This window comes from Aeromonas sp. CD, from assembly GCF_033349375.1.
In the GTDB taxonomy this organism is placed as follows: Bacteria; Pseudomonadota; Gammaproteobacteria; order Enterobacterales; family Aeromonadaceae; genus Aeromonas; species Aeromonas hydrophila.
On sequence record NZ_CP137631.1, the window covers coordinates 3,678,502 to 3,696,795 of the forward strand.

Annotated in this window: 19 protein-coding genes; 13 read left to right on the forward strand and 6 right to left on the reverse strand. The window is 64.2% G+C overall.

The genetic code is table 11. The features are described 5' to 3' along the window. Positions 1-86: 86 nt before the first annotated feature. The 3 genes from R2E40_RS16945 to R2E40_RS16955 form a co-directional block, all read right to left on the reverse strand. On the reverse strand, positions 87-863 hold the full coding sequence (locus R2E40_RS16945) for a hypothetical protein (protein WP_318163958.1): 777 nt from the start codon (positions 861-863) through the stop codon (positions 87-89). A 56-nt stretch (positions 864-919) separates the two neighbouring features. Beyond that, positions 920-2,140 (reverse strand): winged helix-turn-helix domain-containing protein, encoded by a 1,221-nt coding sequence (locus tag R2E40_RS16950; protein ID WP_318163959.1) that lies wholly within the window; start codon positions 2,138-2,140, stop codon positions 920-922. Between the two features lie 277 nt (positions 2,141-2,417). Next, positions 2,418-3,056 carry a class I SAM-dependent methyltransferase gene (locus R2E40_RS16955; protein WP_318163960.1) on the reverse strand — a complete coding sequence of 213 codons (639 nt, stop codon included), beginning with the start codon at positions 3,054-3,056 and terminating at the stop codon, positions 2,418-2,420. Between the two features lie 217 nt (positions 3,057-3,273). On the opposite strand from R2E40_RS16955, the gene R2E40_RS16960 reads away from it, so the two are divergent. From R2E40_RS16960 to R2E40_RS16990, 7 genes are all read left to right on the forward strand, one after another. Beyond that, entirely contained in the window at positions 3,274-3,918 is a 645-nt protein-coding gene (locus R2E40_RS16960; protein WP_318163961.1) for a thermostable hemolysin, read from the forward strand. Beyond that, positions 3,915-5,381, forward strand: coding sequence for an AMP-dependent synthetase/ligase (locus tag R2E40_RS16965; protein ID WP_275201420.1), 1,467 nt, complete (start codon positions 3,915-3,917; stop codon positions 5,379-5,381). The genes R2E40_RS16960 and R2E40_RS16965 overlap by 4 nt, the downstream gene beginning before the upstream one ends. Next, positions 5,378-6,037 carry an iron-containing redox enzyme family protein gene (locus R2E40_RS16970; RefSeq protein WP_318163962.1) on the forward strand — a complete coding sequence of 220 codons (660 nt, stop codon included), beginning with the start codon at positions 5,378-5,380 and terminating at the stop codon, positions 6,035-6,037. The genes R2E40_RS16965 and R2E40_RS16970 overlap by 4 nt, the downstream gene beginning before the upstream one ends. Then, positions 6,034-6,879 (forward strand): SDR family oxidoreductase, encoded by an 846-nt coding sequence (locus R2E40_RS16975; protein ID WP_318163963.1) that lies wholly within the window; start codon positions 6,034-6,036, stop codon positions 6,877-6,879. Before R2E40_RS16970 ends, R2E40_RS16975 begins: the two co-directional genes overlap by 4 nt. 1 nt (position 6,880) lies before the next feature. After that, positions 6,881-7,519: a tetratricopeptide repeat protein gene (locus R2E40_RS16980; RefSeq protein ID WP_318163964.1), complete on the forward strand. Its 639-nt coding sequence runs from the start codon at positions 6,881-6,883 to the stop codon at positions 7,517-7,519. An 82-nt stretch (positions 7,520-7,601) separates the two neighbouring features. Next, positions 7,602-8,291: a response regulator gene (locus tag R2E40_RS16985; protein ID WP_011706997.1), complete on the forward strand. Its 690-nt coding sequence runs from the start codon at positions 7,602-7,604 to the stop codon at positions 8,289-8,291. Beyond that, positions 8,288-9,730: an ATP-binding protein gene (locus R2E40_RS16990; RefSeq protein ID WP_043121128.1), complete on the forward strand. Its 1,443-nt coding sequence runs from the start codon at positions 8,288-8,290 to the stop codon at positions 9,728-9,730. The genes R2E40_RS16985 and R2E40_RS16990 overlap by 4 nt, the downstream gene beginning before the upstream one ends. 82 nt (positions 9,731-9,812) lie before the next feature. Here R2E40_RS16990 and R2E40_RS16995 read toward each other — a convergent pair whose 3' ends face one another. The 3 genes from R2E40_RS16995 to R2E40_RS17005 all read right to left on the reverse strand — a co-directional run bounded on the left by R2E40_RS16995 (position 9,813) and on the right by R2E40_RS17005 (position 12,260). Next, positions 9,813-11,105, reverse strand: a complete 1,293-nt coding sequence (locus R2E40_RS16995) for a phospholipase (RefSeq protein WP_318163965.1) — start codon at positions 11,103-11,105, stop codon at positions 9,813-9,815. A gap of 33 nt (positions 11,106-11,138) precedes the next feature. Then, on the reverse strand, positions 11,139-11,666 hold the full coding sequence (locus tag R2E40_RS17000) for a CesT family type III secretion system chaperone (RefSeq protein WP_318163966.1): 528 nt from the start codon (positions 11,664-11,666) through the stop codon (positions 11,139-11,141). 87 nt (positions 11,667-11,753) lie between these two features. Next, positions 11,754-12,260: an ATP-dependent zinc protease gene (locus R2E40_RS17005; protein ID WP_318163967.1), complete on the reverse strand. Its 507-nt coding sequence runs from the start codon at positions 12,258-12,260 to the stop codon at positions 11,754-11,756. Positions 12,261-12,664: 404 nt separating this feature from the next. Between R2E40_RS17005 and R2E40_RS17010 the strand changes: the two genes are divergently transcribed. The 6 genes from R2E40_RS17010 to R2E40_RS17035 all read left to right on the forward strand — a co-directional run bounded on the left by R2E40_RS17010 (position 12,665) and on the right by R2E40_RS17035 (position 18,281). Next, positions 12,665-13,708 (forward strand): GMP reductase, encoded by a 1,044-nt coding sequence (locus R2E40_RS17010; RefSeq protein ID WP_318163968.1) that lies wholly within the window; start codon positions 12,665-12,667, stop codon positions 13,706-13,708. A 94-nt stretch (positions 13,709-13,802) separates the two neighbouring features. Continuing rightward, the gene (earP, locus tag R2E40_RS17015; protein ID WP_318163969.1) at positions 13,803-15,011 is read left to right on the forward strand and encodes an elongation factor P maturation arginine rhamnosyltransferase EarP; all 1,209 of its coding nucleotides are present in this window, start codon (positions 13,803-13,805) and stop codon (positions 15,009-15,011) included. Between the two features lie 43 nt (positions 15,012-15,054). Beyond that, positions 15,055-15,621, forward strand: coding sequence for an elongation factor P (gene efp, locus R2E40_RS17020; RefSeq protein WP_011707002.1), 567 nt, complete (start codon positions 15,055-15,057; stop codon positions 15,619-15,621). 139 nt (positions 15,622-15,760) lie between these two features. Next, positions 15,761-16,387 carry a DUF2238 domain-containing protein gene (locus tag R2E40_RS17025; RefSeq protein ID WP_318163970.1) on the forward strand — a complete coding sequence of 209 codons (627 nt, stop codon included), beginning with the start codon at positions 15,761-15,763 and terminating at the stop codon, positions 16,385-16,387. A gap of 67 nt (positions 16,388-16,454) precedes the next feature. Further along, positions 16,455-17,207, forward strand: a complete 753-nt coding sequence (locus R2E40_RS17030; protein ID WP_011707004.1) for a DUF3530 family protein — start codon at positions 16,455-16,457, stop codon at positions 17,205-17,207. A 117-nt stretch (positions 17,208-17,324) separates the two neighbouring features. Next, entirely contained in the window at positions 17,325-18,281 is a 957-nt protein-coding gene (locus R2E40_RS17035) for a D-2-hydroxyacid dehydrogenase (protein ID WP_318163971.1), read from the forward strand. Positions 18,282-18,294 lie beyond the last annotated feature (13 nt).

The window sequence follows — 18,294 nt, forward strand, 5'->3', positions numbered from 1 at the left end:
CCGAGCACGTCCCCTGCCGAGGAGCCGCCAGGGCCCCCATCACCGTCATAAAAAAACCGGGCGTCAGGCCCGGTTGTTGATGGTGGTCACTCTGCCGGCGGCAAAAAGCGGCGCATCACCTCGTCGCTGTAACCGCTGTCCTGAAACTCGATGAACACCTGGTTGAGACGGGTCACCAGCTCATAGGCCCGTGGCGATCCCTTGCTCACCAGCAGATAGAAGCCCTTGCGGCTGGGCAGGGCGAGGTTGAGCAGGCCGCTCTCGCTCCGGTAGATGCCAAGGCCGATGCCGCTCATCAGCGGCTCAATCTCGCTGGGCAGGAAGTCGCAGCGATCGCGCCCCAGCATGTCCAGCGCCTGCTGCAGCTGCTTGACCCGGCGCGGCTCCAGCGCCAGTCCGTAAGGGGCATAGTTGTAGCCGATCACCCCGCACACCCGGGAGCGATTGACCGTCTGCAGATCGGGCGCCTCGGGGAAGCGCCGCTTGAGATAGAAAAATCCGAGGTGGGTGTAGTAGAGCGGCACGCTGTAGAAGGCATATTCCCCCCGCTCCGGCTTGTAGCTGGCATCCCAGGTCAGCTCACACAAGCGGTTCTGGCGATAATCGGCCAGCTCCTGCTGCACCCGCGCCCAGGGCAGATAACGGATCTTGTAGGGCAACCCGAGCTTTTTCAGGGCTTCGAGCACCTGGGTCGTGGCGGAGCCGGTGAGACGGCGGGTGTCGGGCACGCCATCCTTGCGCTCCCAGTAGGTGAAGGGGGCCCACTCGTTGCCCTCTCCCAGACAGATCTGCACCTCGGGCTGGGCCGCCTCCACCAGCCCGGCCAAGCCCCATCCCAGCAGCAACAACATGGATCGCGTCATCGTCTCCCTCCTTCGCTTCCCTTGCAGCTTAGTTCAGGTGGGGGTGATGCTCCCCGTCAGGGTGCCCCCTCCTGCCACAGGGCCAGCAGCGGCGCGGGGATGGCGCCGTAGCGCAAGGTCGGGGTCTGGTGCCAGTCGGCCAGCCGCTGCAGCGCTTTGGCCAGATCCTGCGCCAGGGTCCGGGTCACCCTGACCCCCGCCTCCAGATAGAGGCTCTTGATCTCGAAGATCCCCTGCTGGCGATGGGCCTTGGCGTCCATCCTGCCCACCAGCTTGCCGCGATGCAGCAGCGGCAGCACGAAGTAGCCGTACTGGCGCTTGGGCGCCGGGGTGTAGCACTCGATGCGATAGTCGAACTGGAACAGCTCGCTGGCCCGTTTGCGATCCCAGACCAGCGGATCAAACGGCGACAGCGCCGTGGTGTGGCTGGCCTTGAGAGTGCCGGACTGGGCCTGGGCCAGCTCGTCTGCCAGCGAGGCGTGCACGAAGGCGCCGTGCTGCCATCCCTCCACCCGCACCGGCAGCAGCTCTCCCTCGTCCGCCAGCTGATGGAGCAGGGCATCGTATTTGCCGCGCCGCAACCGATAGTAGTCGGCCACCCAGCCAGTCTTGACCAGCCCCAGCGCCCGGCAACTGGCTCGCACCATGTCCCTCTGCGCCTGTTCCAGGCTCGGCAGATCCCGCTCGTCGCGCCACTCGGGCATCACCCGCTCGGCCAGATCGTAAACCCGCTGGAAGTTGCGCCGCTCGCGCACCATCAGCTGGCCTGCGGTAAACAGCACCTCCAGATGGCGCTTCTCCGGCTTCCAGTCCCACCAGCCGTTGCCCTTCCCCTCCTTGCGTTCAAAATCCGCCGCCCGCACCGGACCGTGCTGGCGAATGCGCTCGATGATCTCGCCAATCTCCTGTTGATGGGTGGCGAGCCAGTTGGCCGAAAATTTCCAGCCCATGGCGGCGGGATCCAGCATGCGATGGCGCAGCAGGCGGTAATCCTCGCGTGGCACGAAGCAGGCCTCGTGCGCCCAGTATTCGAAGATCTCGCCATCGGCCAGCAACTGCTCCAGCCAGCGCGGATCGTACTGTCCCAGCCGGCTGAACAGCACCAGATAGGGGCTGCGGGCCACCACCGAGATGGTGTCTATCTGCAGCAGCGCCATACGGCGAATGGTGGCCAGCAGGTCGGCCGCGCGCGCCTTGCCACGGCGCGGCGTCAGCAGGCCCTGGGCCGCCAGTTGCAGATGACGGGCATCCTGCAGTGAAAGATGGGGAATCGACATGACGAACCACTCCTTGGTGTCGGGGGACGGCCGGCTGGCGGCACCTGGGGCTCAATGCAGGGAAACAGGCAAGCGGACCCCGCCAATCAGGCCATCAGCATGCCCAAGCCGCCGCCAAATGAAAATGCCCGGCTCAGAACCTGTTCACGATCTGTGACGAGAGGTCGTCAGCAAGGTAAAGAGCAGCGCAAGAACCAGAGTGTATATAAATACATGAGGATTCCGAGCAGCACATGAGCCTTGATCACGACCTCACAGTAAGAACATGAGCAGGTTCTCAGGGTTTGGTGATGACCGCCACATCCACGTGGGGAAACTCGACCTGTGCCTGCCAGCGGGCTGCCAGGGCGCGAAACGAGGCTTCGGCGAAGAAGACGATGTGGGTCGGATCGTGGCGGTAGCGCCACTGCCGGAAGCGCTCGTCCCCCAGCACCCGCTGGGTCTGCAGCACCAGCAGGCCGCCGGGCTTGAGGCAGCCCCACAGCCCGTCCAGCACGGCGCGCGGGGTGGCGATGTGCTCGATCACCTCGGTGCTGGTGATGAAGTCATACTGCTGCGCCAGCAGCTCGGGCTCATCGGCATAGAACTTGTCGTAGCCCGCCATCTGGTAGCCCGCCTCGCGCCCCATGGCGATCAGCGCCGGGCCCGGCCCGCAGCCAAAATCGAGGCCGCTGGCCGGCGGAGGCAGGCGGCGCTGCACCTCGCCGAAGGCCCGCTGCAGAAACTGGCGATAGCGGGGATCATCCACCTGGTTGTCGTGGCCGTCATAGACCGCCTTCTCGCGCGCAGGATCCAGGTGCTCGGCCGCATCCAGCCAGACCAGCTCGCAGGCCCGGCAGCGATGATACAGCTTGCCGGCCACCGGCAGCTCATAGGCATCGGCAGCGTAGCAGAGCGGGCAGGATAAGGGGGTCATGGCATCTCCTCTCGAAAGCGGGGCGGTCAAAAGTGGCCGCAGCTTGCCTGCCCGCCTGGCGGCTGACAAGGTTTTTGTCCGGTCGCCCCGTGTTCGGGCCGCAGCTTTACCTCTCTTTTCAACCAGTTGCCTCTGTGTGAAACAGATTTTTTACCTCTTAAGGGTTTCTTAAGTTTGCCCCTTTAGTCTGATGACAATCGACAAGAAGGAGCCATCCATGACCACCGACATTCAAGCCCCCTATCGGCTGACGCTGGCCGATACCCCGCAACAGGTCATGGCACTGCAAGGCTACATCCAGGCCGCCTACAGCCAGGAGTTCAACGCCCGCATTCCCCATTTTCTGCCCTGCCTGCTCGGCCTCTACCGGGCCGACGGCCTGCTGGTCGGCGCCTGCGGTCTCAAGCTGGCCGGCAGCGAGCGCCTCTATCTGGAGCAGTACCTGGAGCAGCCCATCGAAGCCGCCATCGAAACCCGGCTCGGCGCCCCCGCCCGGCGGGATCGCATCGTCGAAGTGGGCAATCTCGCCTGCAGCGAGCCCGGCAACGCCCGCCTGATGTTTGCGGCGCTCTGCCGCCTGCTGTGCGACAACGACCTCGACTACGTGGTGTTCACCGGCACCGCCAAGCTGCGCAACAGCTTTCACCGCCTGCACCTCACCCCGGTCGAGCTGGCCCCCGCCCAGGCCGACAAAGTGGGGGACGACGCCAGCGCCTGGGGCGCCTATTACCACTGCCAGCCCAAGGTGATGGTCGGCGATCTCGGCCAGGGACGGCAGGCACTGGCTCAGGGCAGCCTGCTGCTCTCCCTGCTGGCGCCCATGCCGTCCCTGTTCAACTGCCCGCACCGGAGCGCCTTATGATGCTGTTTGACCAAATCGCCTACTTCGCCCGCCAGACGCCCCACAGCCCGGCTCTTGCCAGCAGCCAGCACAGCCTCAGTTACGAGGCGCTGTGGCAGCAGTTGCCGCCGCTGGCCGACCACCTGCAGATGGCCGGGATCAGCCGGCTGGCGCTGCAGCTGGACAACGGCCTGCCCTGGGCGCTCATCGATCTTGCCTGCACCATGGCCGGCATAGTAGTGATCCCAGTCCCCCACTTCTTCAGCCTGGAGCAGCAGGAGTGGCTACTGGAGAGCAGCGGTGCCGACGCCCTGATCGGCCCCCACCATCCCGGCTGGCAGGCCAGCGAGCCGCTGCAACTGGCAGTCGGCGAGCTGCCACTGTGGCGCCGCACTCCTGCCCGGTTGCCGCCTCTGCCGGCCGGCACCGCCAAGATCACCTATACCTCCGGCACCACAGGGCAGCCCAAAGGCGTCTGCCTGTCGCTGGCCCAGATGATGGCGGTCTGCGCCTCGCTGGCCGAGCGGGTCGCCCCGGCCAACGTCGAGAAGCACCTGACCCTGCTGCCGCTCACCACCCTGCTGGAAAACCTGACCGGCCTCTACGTGCCGCTGCTCACCGGCGCCTGCAGCCGCATCCCTTCGCTGGCAGAGCTCGGCTTTGCCGGCTCCAGCAAGCTGGACCCGGCCACTCTGGCCCAGGCCCTGCTGCGCTGGCCCACCCACAGCCTGGTGCTGGTGCCCGAGCTGCTGCGCCTGCTGCTGGCCCTGTGCAGCACCAACCCGGCGCTGGCCGAACAGCTGGCCGGCTTGCGCTTCGTCGCGGTGGGCGGCGGCAAGGTCTCGCCCGAGCTCATCAGCCGGGCCCGCAAGCTGGGGCTGCCGGTCTACGAGGGGTACGGCCTGTCGGAGTGCGGCTCCGTCGTGGCTCTCAACGGCCCCGACGGCCACAGCCTGGGCAGCGTCGGCCAGCCACTGCCCCACTGCCGGGTATCGATCGCCGCCGACGGCGAGATCCTGGTGGAGGGAGCCGCCATGCTCGGCTATCTGGGCAGCGACGAACCGACGCCAGCACGGGTCGCCACCGGCGATCTGGGCCACCTGGATGATGAGGGCTATCTGCATATCACCGGGCGCAAGAAAAACGTCCAGATCACCGCCTTTGGCCGCAACTTCTCCCCCGAGTGGGTCGAGGCGGAAGCCCAGCTCTGCCCGGCCATCGCCCGCATCGTGATCTTCGGCGACGGCCAGCCGGCCAACGTCGCCCTGATCCAGCCACTGCCCGGCGCCGACGCCCAGCTGGCCCAGCAGATCGAGCAGCTCAATCATCGCCTGCCAGACTATGCCCGCATCCATCACTGGTTGCCGGTGGCGCTGGATCAGCATCCGGAGCTGCTGACCGCCAACGGTCGCCCCCGTCGCGAACGGATTTATCACCACTTTTCCCGGCAGATCAGCCAATGCCTTACAGGAGAGACCTCATGAGCTTCTATCAAGTGCTGCAACAAGCCACCGCCCCGGCCCGGGAGCATCTGTTCAACGCCCCCATCATAGAGGCGTGCCGCAAGGGGGAGATCTCCCGCGACATCTACCTGCGCTTCCTCTCCCAGGCTTTCTATCACGTGCGCCACACGGTGCCGCTCTTGATGGCCACCGGCGGCAAGCTGGGCCAGGAGTACGAGTGGGTGCGCGGCGCGATCAAAGAGTACATCGACGAGGAGTACGGCCATCAGGAGTGGATCCTGAGCGATATCCGCGCCTGTGGCGGCGATGCCGAGGCAGTGCGCCACGGCCAGCCCGAGCTGCCCATCGAGCTGATGGTGGCCTTCCTCTATGACCAGGTGCAACGCGGCAACCCCATGGGGTTCTTTGGGATGGTCCAGGTGCTGGAAGGCACCAGCGTCGCCATCGCCCTGACCGTGGCCGAGCAGCTCAAGGCAGGTCTCGGCCTGCCCCCTCAGGCCATGAGCTACCTGAGCTCCCACGGCGCGCTGGATCAGGAGCACCTTAAGTTCTTTGAATCCCTGATGAACCGGGTAGAAGCCCCGGCCGATCAGGCGGCCATCATTCACTCGGCCAAGGTGGTCTACCGCCTCTACGCCGACATGCTCTATCAACTGACGGAAAACCAGACATCATGAAGCTTGAAGGAAAACTCGTGCTGCTCACGGGCGCCAGCGGCGGGATCGGCGAAGCGCTGGCCCAGGAGCTGGCGGCCCAGGGGGCACACCTGTTGCTGCACGGACGCAGGGCCAGTGCGCTGGAGCGGCTTCGCAAGGAGCTGCCGCACCCGGAGCGCCACCAGACGGTGATCGCCGATCTGGGCTCGCCCCAGGAGCGGGCCAAACTGTTGCAGCATCCGGCGCTGGACGAGGGGCTGGATGTGCTGATCAACAACGCCGGCTGCAACCAGTTTGCCTGGCTGGAAGATCAGAGCAGCGAGCAGGTCGAGCGCCAGCTGCTGCTCAACGTCGAGGCGCCGATCCAGCTCACCCGCATGCTGCTGCCCCGCCTGCGCAAACCGGCGGTGATCATGAACGTCGGCTCCAGCTTCGGTGCCATCGGCTACGCCGGCTACAGCGTCTATTGCGCCAGCAAATTCGCCCTACGCGGCTTCAGCGAGGCGCTCGGCCGCGAGCTGGAGGGAACTGGCATCCAGGTGCTGCACTTTGCTCCCCGCGCCACCCGAACCCGCCTCAACTCGGAGGCGGCCTACGAGATGAATGCCGAGCTCGGCACCCACACCGACAGCCCGCAGGACGTGGCCGAGGAGGCCGTCATCGCCCTGTGCAACGAAACCCGCCGCAGCTGGCTCGGCTGGCCGGAGAAGCTGTTCGTGCGGCTCAACGGCCTGCTGCCCAGCCTGGTCGACCGGGCGCTGGCCAAACAAAAACCCATCATAGAGCGCTATGCCCGCCACGCGGCGCCCGCTGCCGGCAATGCGGGGCACACCACTTCCGTCATGACAGAGAAGGAACGTTAAGATGAAGCACGCCACTTTCCGCCCCCGTTTCCCCCACGGCGCCCTCCTGCTGCTCATGCTGGGCTCGGGGATGGCCCAGGCCGCCGACGCCCTGCCCGTCATCCAGCAACAGTGGGCCGTCTGTCAGTATCAGCAGACCGGCAAGGCCAAGGAGAACTGCCTCGAACAGCTGAGCAGCCAGGCCGATCAGGCCAGCGCCAAGGAGGCCTTTCGCACCGACCTGCTGATCTGGTCGGCCATCGTCAAGAGCACCTGGGCCGGCGCCAAGGGTGGGCTGGGGGCGCTGGGTCTGGTCAAGGAGGCCAAGGCCAAGCTGGAGATCGCCCTCAAGCAGGACCCCAAGGCACTGGACGGCTCCGCCTACACCAGCCTGGGCTCGCTCTACTATCAGGTGCCGGGCTGGCCGGTGGGTTTTGGCGATGACGAGAAGGCCGAACAGCTGCTCAAGCAGGCGCTGGCCATCAACCCGACCGGCATCGACCCCAACTTCTTCTACGGCGACTTCCTGCTGGATCAGGGTCGCAAGGCCGAGGCCAAGAGCTATCTGGAGAAGGCGCTGAGCGCCCCGCCCCGGCCGGGTCGCGAGCTGGCGGATCAGGGTCGACGCATCGAGATCCGCGATCGCCTCGACAAGCTGTAAACCCAAGTCGGATCAGAGCGCTATTTAAACTCTGCCCACCAGCTTGCATACTGGTGGGCAGCGTCTTTTGAGGGGAATAACAATGCGGATCCTGTTGGTGGAAGATGATGTGATGCTGGGCGACGGCATGGTGGATGCCCTGCGCAGCAGTGGCTACACGGTGGACTGGCTGCAGCAGGGGCTGCCCGCCCTGTCGGTGCTCAAGAGCGAGGAGTTTGCCGCGCTCATTCTGGATCTCAACCTGCCGGACATCGACGGCATCAGCCTGCTGCGCAAACTGCGCCGGGAAGGCCAGACGCTGCCGGTGCTGATCCTCACCGCCCGCGATGCCCTGGACGACCGGGTGCTGGGGCTGGATGCGGGCTCCGACGACTACATGGTCAAGCCGTTCGCCCTGCAGGAGCTCAACGCCCGCCTGCGCGCCCTGGTGCGGCGCAGCAAGGGGCAGGCCCAGGCGGTGCTCGAATACGGCGAGCTGCAACTCTATCCCGAGTCCCAGCAGGTCACCTATCGCGGAGAGCCGGTCAAGCTCACCCCCCACGAATACAAGCTGCTGCAGGAGCTCATCACCCAGAGCGGCCGGGTGCTGAGCAAGGATCAGCTGCAGCAGAGCCTCTACGGCTGGGACGAGGGGGCCGAGAGCAACGCGGTGGAGGTGCACATTCACCACCTGCGCAAGAAGTTCTACAGCGACCTCATCCGCAACATCCGCGGGGTCGGCTACATAGTCCCCCAGCTTGAACAGGCCCAGCGCCGGGACCACCGGGCATGACGCGTCCCCGCTCCATCCGCCGCTTCCTGCTCTCCGGCATCCTGGCGCTGGTCAGCGCCAGCCTGGCCATCAGCGCCCTCATCGGTTATCTGGAGGCCAACCACGAGATGGAGGAGCTGTTCGATGCCCGTCTCGCCCAGTCCTCCCGCATCACCAACCAGCTGCTCAGCCGCTATCTGGAGCAAAATGGCGAACTGCCCGCCAACGGCACCGTCTATCAGGACTGGGAGCAGCACAACCCGGATCAATGGCAGAAGGACACCAGCTTCAACCTGCGGGGAGAAGACAGGGAGCTCACCCCCTTCGGCCACGAATTCGAGCGCAACCTCTACTTCCAGCTGCTGAGCGAGCAGGGCCATATACTGCTGCGCTCCCCCAGCGCCCCGAGCCAGCCCCTCGGCGCCCTGGCCCCCGGCTTCAACAACGTCACCAAGGACAACCACGAGTGGCGCACCTTCACCCTCTACAACCAGGACGAGCACACCTGGCTCATCGTGGCGGAGCGGGATGACGAGCGCAGCGAGCTGGCCAGCAAGATGGCCACCCTGGCCATGCTGCCGCTGCTCATCACCCTGCCCTTCCTGCTCGGCCTGCTGTGGTGGCTCATCTCCCGCGGGCTGGCGCCGCTGCGACAGCTGGCCCAGGCCATCGGTGAGCGCCACCCGGCCAACCTGAGCCCGCTCACCCTGAAGATCCGCGCCCAGGAGCTGACCCCGCTCACCAACGAGATCAACCGATTGATGCACGCGCTGGCCGATACCATAGAGCGGGAGAAGCAGTTCACCAACGAGGCGGCCCACGAGCTGCGTACCCCGCTGGCGGTACTGCGCATCCACAGCGAAAACGCGCTGGCCGCCGAAGATGCCGAGAGCCGTCAGCACTCCCTGCAGAAGATGCTGCTGGCGCTCGATCGCAGCGATCGGCTGCTACGCCAGCTGCTGACCCAGGCCCGCATCGACAACCAGCAGGGGCTGGAGCTGACCGAGCTCAACCTGAACCAGCTGCTGCAGGGCACCCTGGCCACCCTGGCCCCCATCGCCCTGAAAAAGGATCAACAGCTGTCGCTGGAAGGCACCGAGCAGCTGACGGTGATGGGGCAAGCCACCCTGCTAGAGCTGATGTTCAGCAACCTCATCGACAACGCGCTGCGCTACACCCAGGCGCAGGGCGAGATCGCTGTCGAGGCACGCCAGGAGGGGCACAGGGTCAGGGTCGACATTCGCGACAACGGCCCCGGCATCCCCACCGCCGCCCTGTCACGCCTGTGCGAGCGCTTCTTTCGGGTCAATCCCCAGCAAGGGGACGGGGTCGGCCTCGGCATGGCCATCGTCTCGCGCATCGCCCAGCTGCACGGCGCCGATCTCGACATCCACAACCGGCCGGAAGGGGGGCTGGAGGTGAGCGTGCTGCTGCCCTCTCGCAACCCATCCCAGCCATGACCCAGAAACGACAACGCCTCCCATCGGAGGCGTTGTTCACACAGGTTGATTACACAGAAGGAGCCAGGCTGCGGTCGGCAGATCAAGCAAGCAGCTCGTCCAAACCGGCCGTCACGGCCTCCATTCGGTGACCACCGGAATGTTCTATGACATACCGCTTGCCCACCTGAGCAGAGGCATCCAGCCCGAAAATCCCGTGCTCAACCTTCTGGCTCAGCGGATCGCCACTGGTGTTGATATGGGTAACGTTGGCTTGATCAAGCTTGTGGGCGAGCCGATCCCGCAACCCGACATGCAGTCCCATGCTGTTAAAGGCGGTGACCTTCAACCCGTGTTTGATGCCGGCATATTGCGCCAGGCCGCCTCCCAGAGAGTGGCCCAGCACCTCGACCTTGCCCCCATGCTGCTCGGCAAACGCCTTGACCAGACGGTCTGCATCCTGAAACGCACTGTCCTTGATCCCGAGCGCCGCACCGGCATCGCTCTTTAGCGTCCCCGGCCGCTTAGTTGGCTGGGTACCAACAAACGAGAGCACCAGAGTGTCGCCACGCTTGTAGACAGCGACCTTGAGCGCAGACCAGGCATCCCCGGCCAAGATGAAGGGATCGTTCTCACCCTTTTTCGCAACGACATGCAGGGCCAGCGCACTCCCGCTACCACCGGTTCCATCTCCACGCCGTGCCAGAATAGAGGGTGGAATGTCCGCCAGCGTGGCGTGATGGTAGCCAGCCGGCATCTCACGATAACTGCTGGAACAACTGACTCTTGCCAGCTGGGCGGCATCCATGACGGCACGAGCCCCTTCGGCAGTGAGTGGTTCCTGCTCCGCCTTGGCCACGAAGGCAGGCTTGAGCACCTCTTTGGCTGCACTCAGCGCCTGTAGTGACCCTTGCTGCAGTCGCTCCGACATTCCCAGGGGCAGATGGGAGGCTCCTTTCATCACGGCACCTGCCAATCCCAGTGAAGAGGAGGCAACCAGACGGGCGGCCGACTCACCCAGGTTTTTCACCCCGGCAGCGCCAGCGGCCACCGCGCCGCTGGCAACACTGCTGACGCCTCCGGTGATATTGGCCAAGCCCTTGATGAGGGCACCGGTCCAGTAACGCGCCTTGCCTTTGACACTCTGGGCATGGGAGTCATGGCCGCCCTGAATGGCGATGCCAATCTTGCGAGCCGGGGCACTGAGGGTCAGCCATTTGAGCGAGGTATTCAATACCTTGCCAGGCTGTACACGGGAACCCAATCCGAGGCTGGTGTAATGAGATGCCAGATTGTGGTGGACCTTGTTTTGACCAGACGGGCTCTGTACCTCGCCATGAGCATGAGAGGTAACCGCGGTGGCATGCAGTGGCTGGCCAATGCTTTGGATAGACATGTTCTGTTCCTGATTAAAACGAATGGACACCCGTCAACATGGAATGATGACGCCGGACAACGGGGATGGCTGTGAAGGGCTCTTCTGCTGCGCCAGCACACTCTGCAACTGCGCCTGCAACGTAACGCCGAGATCGAGAAACTCGCCCAGGGTCTGCATAAACAGAGTGCTATCGAGCATTTCGACGAGAGAAGAAAAGGTCAGCACCAGGTGGTTGCTGCGGCTGTCCAGACTGATCTGGCTGCCCCCGGTGGCCAGACCGAACATGTTCAGTTCGAGGGCGGAGCGGGTCAGCTGCAACTGGCTGGCAGCATCATCAGGTAGACGCAATAACGGGATATAGAAGTAACATACCTGCAGTTCATCGTTGTCTGGCACTTCGACCAGACACTCGCCATCCTGGCCGAACGGCACACGGCAGTGACCGTCACTTCCCAGGCTCAAGGCAACACCTTGCTGCTCACCTGCGAGCGATAGCCATTCAGATACAGTTTGTTGGTAGGCTTTCACTATGCTCCACTCCATGCTCCATCCCTTGCGGGCGAATGGGCTCGCCCGCATCGAGGGTATGGTGCAAATGCTACCTCTGGCAGAGACAGTGTGATTTAGCTGTGAAACGCCGTTTTTTAGATCCGCGCCGAAATTACACTAACGACAGCTCGGCTGCACCGTGAAGGTGCGACTCGAATCCACTGCTCCGAGATCCGCCAGCAGGCGGCGCCCCAGCAGCACCGGATAGATCATCTTGCTGCGATCGCGCAGGGTGAACCACTCCTCATACACCTTGTCACCCAGGCAGATGGACATGGTGACCGTGGGACGCTGCTCCATGCCGCCGGCGCCACGCACCGTCACCATGTGCTCCACCGGTCGCTCCAGGGTCTGGCTCACCTGCCGGTCGGTGTTGGCATCGGTCACCTGCAGGGTAAAGCGCACCCAGGACTTGCCGTCACGCTTGAAGTGACGCAGATCCCGCGCATCGAGCGAGGAGGTGAGCGCCCCGGTATCCAGCTTCATCTTCACTGCCACCCCGCTCGGCATGATGAGTCCCTTTTCAATCCAGCCATAAACGGCGGGATCGGAGGCAGCCCGAGCCGCTCCCGGCAGGACGAGACCGACCAGCAACAGCAGCGGCATCATTCGCAATCCGAACATCTTCACTCCTTGTCAGGGCAGGGCCGACGCTGGCCCGAGCAGCCCAGAGTGGGGATGGAAAAGGCGGCTGTCAACTGGTGAACGTGGCCGCCTCGCCGCCACCAGCGCGGCCATGGCGCGTAACGTCAGGATCACGCAGCAGCTTGCCAAACAGGATTCAATCAGGATCTTTCAAGTAGACGGACGAGACGAGATAAACGGGGCTGGATGAAACCCAAGGCTGCGCTCAGGTTGTGACGCCAAAGGCTACCACAAGGCTTCGTGAATTATCAGTCTTGTTCCGACGGGATTTTTGCCTAGACTGTTGTAAACCGGAGGCCTTGAAAACCTGCGGTTTTTTTGTGCCTGCCGAAAGTTGCCACTGCAAAGTGCCGTATCACTCGAGGCTCAAAAAGGAATATTCAATGCGTATCGAAGAAGACTTGAAGCTCGGTTTCAAGGATGTCCTGTTCCGCCCCAAGCGCTCTACTCTCAAGAGCCGTTCCCAAGTCAGCCTGACCCGTCAGTTCACCTTCAAGCACACCCAGACCCAATGGCAGGGCGTCCCCGTCATCGCCGCCAACATGGACACGGTCGGCAGCTTCGCCATGGCCCGCACCCTGGCCGGCTTCGAGATGATGACGGCGGTGCACAAGCACTACAGCCTCCCCCAGTGGCAAACCTTCGTGAACGAGACAGATCCGGCCCTGCTCGGCCACGTGATGGTATCGACCGGCACCTCAGAGGAGGACTTCACCAAGACCCGCCAGATCCTGGCGATGTCAGAGGCTCTGCGCTTCATCTGCGTGGACGTGGCGAACGGCTACTCCCAGCACTTCGTCGAGTTCCTGCGCAAGATCCGCGAGGCCTGCCCGAACCACGTCATCCTGGCGGGCAACGTGGTCACCGGCGAGATGGTTGAAGAGCTGATCCTCTCCGGCGCCGACATCGTCAAGGTGGGCATAGGCCCGGGCTCGGTCTGCACCACCCGGGTCAAGACCGGCGTCGGCTATCCGCAGCTCTCCGCCATCATCGAGTGTGCGGATGCGGCCCATGGTCTGGGCGGTCAGATCGTCGGCGACGGCGGCTGCACCTGCCCGGGGGATGTGGCCAAGGCGTTTGGCGGCGGCGCCGACTTCGTGATGCTGGGCGGCATGCTGGCGGCCCACGAGGAGTGCGGCGGCGAAATCGTCGACGTGGATGGCGAACCTTTCATGAAGTTCTATGGCATGAGCTCCTCAAGTGCCATGGACAAGCACGCCGGCGGCGTCGCCGAATACCGCGCCTCCGAGGGCAAAACCGTGCTGCTGCCCTATCGCGGCCCGGTCGAAAACACGGTGCGCGACATTCTGGGCGGGGTGCGCTCCACCTGCACCTACGTCGGTGCCAGCCAGCTGAAAGAACTCACCAAGCGCACCACCTTTATCCGGGTACGCGAACAAGAGAACAACGTCTACGGCAAGGAGTAACCTGCCGCAGCCACCGTCACGCGTTGACGGTTAGAAGCCAGCCAACCGGTGTGCTACCCTGCGCACCGGTTTTTTTGTATCTGGATGCCCTGAGATGACCAGCCCCCTCCCCCAATTTGACTGGGATATCTTCTGCTGCGTAGTGGACAACTTCGGCGACATCGGCGTTACCTGGCGGCTGGCCCGCCAGCTGAAACAGGAAGGCGCGCTCCCGCCCCACGGCAACGAGGTCCAGGTGCGGCTCTGGGTGGACGATCTGGCCAGCTTCGCCCGCATCTGCCCGGGGCTCGACCCCGCGCAGGATAGCCAGTGGGTCGATGGCATCCATATCCAGCACTGGCACGACACTCTGCCGCCCGACACCCTCCCGGCCAGGGTGGTGATCGAGGCCTTTGCCTGCCAGCTGCCCGCCCCCTTCATTGAACGAATGGCCGAGCAGATGGCGAGTCAGCCCAAGCCCCCCTGCTGGATCAACCTCGAATACCTCTCGGCCGAAAGCTGGGTCGAGGATTGCCACGCCCTCGCCTCGCCCCAGCGGGTCGGCAACCAGAGCCTCAACAAATACTTCTTCTTCCCGGGCTTCACGGCCAGAACCGGCGGCCTCTTGTGCGAGCGCGACCTCATCGCCGAGCGTGAGCGCTGGCAACAGGATGAAGCTGGGCTTGCCGCCTACTGGGCCAGCCTCGGCCTGCCACCCAAACAAGAGCACGAGTTGCGGGTCAGCCTCTTTACCTACGAGAGCCCTGCCCTGACCAGCCTGGTCGAGAGCTGGTGCCAGAGCGCCACGCCCGTCACCCTGCTGCTGCCGCTCGGGCGATCCCTCAATGACGTGCTCACCGGCGCCGGGCTGGCAGCGGCCATTCCGACGGCCAAGGCAGGGGCGCTGCTGCAGGCGGGCAACCTCACCATCAAGCTGCTGCCGATGACCGATCAAGCCGGTTACGATCGGCTGCTGTGGAGCTGCGATCTCAATCTGGTGCGCGGGGAGGACTCCTTCGTGCGGGCCCAGTGGGCAGCCCGCCCCTTCCTGTGGCACATCTATCCGCAGGAAGAGCAGGCCCACATGGTCAAGCTGGACGGCTTTCTCGACCACTATCTGGCAGAGCTGCCCACCGCCACCGGCCAGTGGCTGCGCGGTTTCAGCCACGCCCTCAATCAGGGGGAAAACTGTCGCGATTGGTGGGCGCAATGGCCGGAACACGCCGCGATATGGCTGCAACATGGGCGACCTTGGTCACAGAAGCAGCTCAGGGATGGGGATCTCGTCACTCGGCTGGTGAAATTTTTAGAAAGCCGTATATAATCTGGCAGTTTTTATCTGCCCGTATACGAACAGGAATTTTTACATGAAAACCGCACAGGAAATCCGCGCTGGTAACGTCGTCATGATCGGTACCGAGCCGATGGTGGTCCAGAAAGCCGAATTCAACAAATCCGGCCGTAACTCCGCCGTGGTCAAGATGAAGCTGAAAGGCCTGCTGAACGGCAGCGCCACCGAGACCGTCTTCAAGGCCGACGACAAGCTGGAAGTTGTTCAGCTGGAACGTAAAGAGTGCACCTACTCCTACTTCTCCGACCCCCTGTATGTCTTCATGGACACCGAGTACAACCAGTACGACGTCGAGAAAGACAACCTGGGTGACGCCCTGAACTACATGGTTGACGGCATGGAAGACATCTGCGAAGTGACTTTCTACAACGAGAAAGCCATCTCCGTAGAACTGCCGACCACCATCGTTCGCGAAGTCGAGTACACCGAGCCGGCCGCCCGTGGCGACACCTCCGGTAAAGTGACCAAGCCGGCCCGTCTGAAGGGCACTACCTACGAGCTGGCCGTTGCCGCCTTCGTAGAGATCGGCGACAAGATCGAAATCGATACCCGCACCGGTGAGTTCAAGCGTCGCGTCAACTAAGTTGACCCCTTGAATCCATGGTGAAAAAGCGAGCCTTCGGCTCGCTTTTTTTATGGGTGCACGACGCCACCCGGCTGTATTCAAAGCGCAAACATGGCTAAATGGGCAAGCTGGTTTGTGCCATCCTCCGGAGCGCCCCATGACATCTCTGCATAAAGGTCTGTTGCTGCTGTTGACCCTGGTACTGCTGATCCTCTCCGGCTGGCAACCCTATGACCGGGCGACCTGGCTGATGGAGGTCGCCCCCGTGCTCATCGCCATGCCGCTGCTTGCCCTGACGCACCGCCATTTTCCGCTCACCAGCCTGCTCTATCTGTGCATCGCCCTGCACGCCATGGTGCTGATGCTGGGCGGCGCCTATACCTATGCCCGCGTCCCGCTGGGATTCGAGCTGCAGCAGTGGCTCGAGCTCGGCCGCAACCCCTATGACAAGATTGGCCACTTCTTTCAGGGCTTCGTGCCTGCCCTGGTGTGCCGGGAGATCCTGCTGCGCGGAGGCTATGTACAGGGTCGGCGCATGCTGGCGTTTCTGGTGGTCTGCGTGGTGCTCGCCATCAGCGCCACCTACGAGTTCATCGAGTGGGGGGCTGCCCTCGCGCTCGGCCAGGGAGCGGATGAGTTTCTCGGTACCCAGGGCGACCCCTGGGATACCCAGTCCGACATGTTCTTCGCCCTGATTGGCGCCGTCACTGCCCTGCTGCTGCTCTCCCCCTTGCACGACCGCCAGCTGGCCGGGCTCGCCAGCACCGAGCGGCCGTCACCCTAGCGCTGCCACTTCCCCCTTCAGAAAACCGGCCAGGTGCCGCTAACCCGAGTAACCGGGGGAGCGCACTATGGCCAGATTGTTCTTATCACTGCTGTTACTGACTCTGCTGGCAAGCAACCCCTTGCAGGCCAGCGAGGGCACACCGCTGACGCCGCTCGACTACTGGCAGAACAACGACTGGCAGGGGCTGCCCAACAGCACCCAGATCGACAAGCAGACAGTGCTGTTCGCCAAACACGACAGCGACAGCTATGTGGGGCTGGCCATCCTCTTGCCCGACTGGCAGCGCAGCGGCCAGCTGTGGCAGCTGACCCGGGCCCTCGGCCGGCTCGGCTTCGATACTCTGCTGCTGCTCCCCTCGCCCCAACAGACCGAACTGGACCCCGCCGCCGAGAAAAAGCAGCAGGCCATCGACGACTTTCGCAAGCAGTTCGCCACCCGCATCAGCAAGCTGGGGGATGCCAAGCTGCAGGAGGGGGGCTTCAAGCTGATACTGGCGCAAGGCACCGGCGCCGCCTGGGCCACCAACCTCATCGCCAGCGAACAGCTGCCCGCCCCCGATGCGCTGGTGCTGCTGGACGGCTTCTTCCCCGACCAGCAGAGCAACCAGATCTTCGCCAAGGAGATCGCCCAGGCCACCATGCCGACCCTCGACCTCTATCAGGAGGATGGCGGACGCTGGCCGCTGCTGGCCGCCGAGGCGCGCAGAAGCGAGAGCCGTCGCAGCCACAAGCTCAACTACCGCCCCTACGCCCTGCTGGAGCTGGATGAAACGCCGACCCGGATCCAGGGCTGGCTCACCCACCTCGGCTGGCTCTGACCCGAAAAATGCCGCCTGCCTCACATCCGGCGCGATTGCCAAGCCGTTGAGGCGCAGCAAACTGGCCCTCGGTCGCCGATGTTTGGCATCATGAACGCCTCAACGGCAGGAGGCTCCATGCAGCAAATTGTGTTTCTCGACAGCGATACCCTGGATACCGGCATCACCCTGCGCCACCCCGACTTTCCCCATCACTGGCAGAGCTACCCGAGCACGGCCCCCGAGCAGGTGGTGGAACGGCTCAAAGACGCCAGCATCGCCATCATCAACATGGTGCGCATCGGCGCCGCCGAGCTGGCCCGGCTGTCGGACCTGAAGCTCATCGCGCTGGCCGCCACCGGCAGCGACAACGTGGATCTGGAGGCGTGCCGCGCCGCCAACGTCGGTGTCTGCAATATCCGCAACTACTCGGGCCCCTCGGTGCCGGAACACGCCATGGCGCTGATGCTGGCCCTGGCGCGCAACCTCTTCTGCTGGCGCCAGTCGCTGCTGGAGGGGCGCTGGCAGCAGAGCGGCCAGTTCTGCTTCTTCGATCACCACATCACGGATCTGCACGGCAAACGGCTCGGCATCATCGGCAAGGGGACGCTCGGTCAGGCCCTCGGCGAGCGGGCCAGGGGGATCGGCATGGAGGTGCGCTACGCCCAGAGCCAGGTCGGCGCCAGCCACGACGAGGATCGGCTGCCGCTGGACGAACTGCTGCAAAGCGCCGATGTCATCAGCCTGCACTGCCCGCTCACCCCCTACACCCGCAACCTGATTGGCGAGCGGGAGCTCGAGCTGATGAAGCCGGGCGCCCTGCTGATCAACGTCGGCCGCGGCGGTCTGGTGGACGAGGAAGCCCTGCTGCGGGCACTAGCCAACGGCCGCCTCGGCGGCGCCGGTTTCGACGTGGCGAGCGTCGAGCCGCCGCCTCCCGACCATCCGCTGATGCAGGCGCTGCAGTACCCCCACTTCATCCTCACCCCCCACGTGGCCTGGGCCAGCGAGGAGTCGATGCAGCGCCTCGCCGATCAGCTGATCGACAACATCAACGCCTTCGCCGAGGGGCGCCGCCAACACCGGCTGGTGTGAGCGGCCAGCCAAG

What these genes read in the sequence shown, in the direction of transcription:
- R2E40_RS16945 (WP_318163958.1), bottom strand. Translation starts at nt 863, where the DNA reads ATGACGCGATCCATGTTGTTGCTGCTGGGATGGGGCTTGGCCGGGCTG.
- R2E40_RS16950 (WP_318163959.1), bottom strand. Translation starts at nt 2,140, where the DNA reads ATGTCGATTCCCCATCTTTCACTGCAGGATGCCCGTCATCTGCAACTG.
- R2E40_RS16955 (WP_318163960.1), bottom strand. Translation starts at nt 3,056, where the DNA reads ATGACCCCCTTATCCTGCCCGCTCTGCTACGCTGCCGATGCCTATGAG.
- R2E40_RS16960 (WP_318163961.1), top strand. Translation starts at nt 3,274, where the DNA reads ATGACCACCGACATTCAAGCCCCCTATCGGCTGACGCTGGCCGATACC.
- R2E40_RS16965 (WP_275201420.1), top strand. Translation starts at nt 3,915, where the DNA reads ATGATGCTGTTTGACCAAATCGCCTACTTCGCCCGCCAGACGCCCCAC.
- R2E40_RS16970 (WP_318163962.1), top strand. Translation starts at nt 5,378, where the DNA reads ATGAGCTTCTATCAAGTGCTGCAACAAGCCACCGCCCCGGCCCGGGAG.
- R2E40_RS16975 (WP_318163963.1), top strand. Translation starts at nt 6,034, where the DNA reads ATGAAGCTTGAAGGAAAACTCGTGCTGCTCACGGGCGCCAGCGGCGGG.
- R2E40_RS16980 (WP_318163964.1), top strand. Translation starts at nt 6,881, where the DNA reads ATGAAGCACGCCACTTTCCGCCCCCGTTTCCCCCACGGCGCCCTCCTG.
- R2E40_RS16985 (WP_011706997.1), top strand. Translation starts at nt 7,602, where the DNA reads ATGCGGATCCTGTTGGTGGAAGATGATGTGATGCTGGGCGACGGCATG.
- R2E40_RS16990 (WP_043121128.1), top strand. Translation starts at nt 8,288, where the DNA reads ATGACGCGTCCCCGCTCCATCCGCCGCTTCCTGCTCTCCGGCATCCTG.
- R2E40_RS16995 (WP_318163965.1), bottom strand. Translation starts at nt 11,105, where the DNA reads ATGTCTATCCAAAGCATTGGCCAGCCACTGCATGCCACCGCGGTTACC.
- R2E40_RS17000 (WP_318163966.1), bottom strand. Translation starts at nt 11,666, where the DNA reads ATGCGGGCGAGCCCATTCGCCCGCAAGGGATGGAGCATGGAGTGGAGC.
- R2E40_RS17005 (WP_318163967.1), bottom strand. Translation starts at nt 12,260, where the DNA reads ATGTTCGGATTGCGAATGATGCCGCTGCTGTTGCTGGTCGGTCTCGTC.
- R2E40_RS17010 (WP_318163968.1), top strand. Translation starts at nt 12,665, where the DNA reads ATGCGTATCGAAGAAGACTTGAAGCTCGGTTTCAAGGATGTCCTGTTC.
- earP (WP_318163969.1), top strand. Translation starts at nt 13,803, where the DNA reads ATGACCAGCCCCCTCCCCCAATTTGACTGGGATATCTTCTGCTGCGTA.
- efp (WP_011707002.1), top strand. Translation starts at nt 15,055, where the DNA reads ATGAAAACCGCACAGGAAATCCGCGCTGGTAACGTCGTCATGATCGGT.
- R2E40_RS17025 (WP_318163970.1), top strand. Translation starts at nt 15,761, where the DNA reads ATGACATCTCTGCATAAAGGTCTGTTGCTGCTGTTGACCCTGGTACTG.
- R2E40_RS17030 (WP_011707004.1), top strand. Translation starts at nt 16,455, where the DNA reads ATGGCCAGATTGTTCTTATCACTGCTGTTACTGACTCTGCTGGCAAGC.
- R2E40_RS17035 (WP_318163971.1), top strand. Translation starts at nt 17,325, where the DNA reads ATGCAGCAAATTGTGTTTCTCGACAGCGATACCCTGGATACCGGCATC.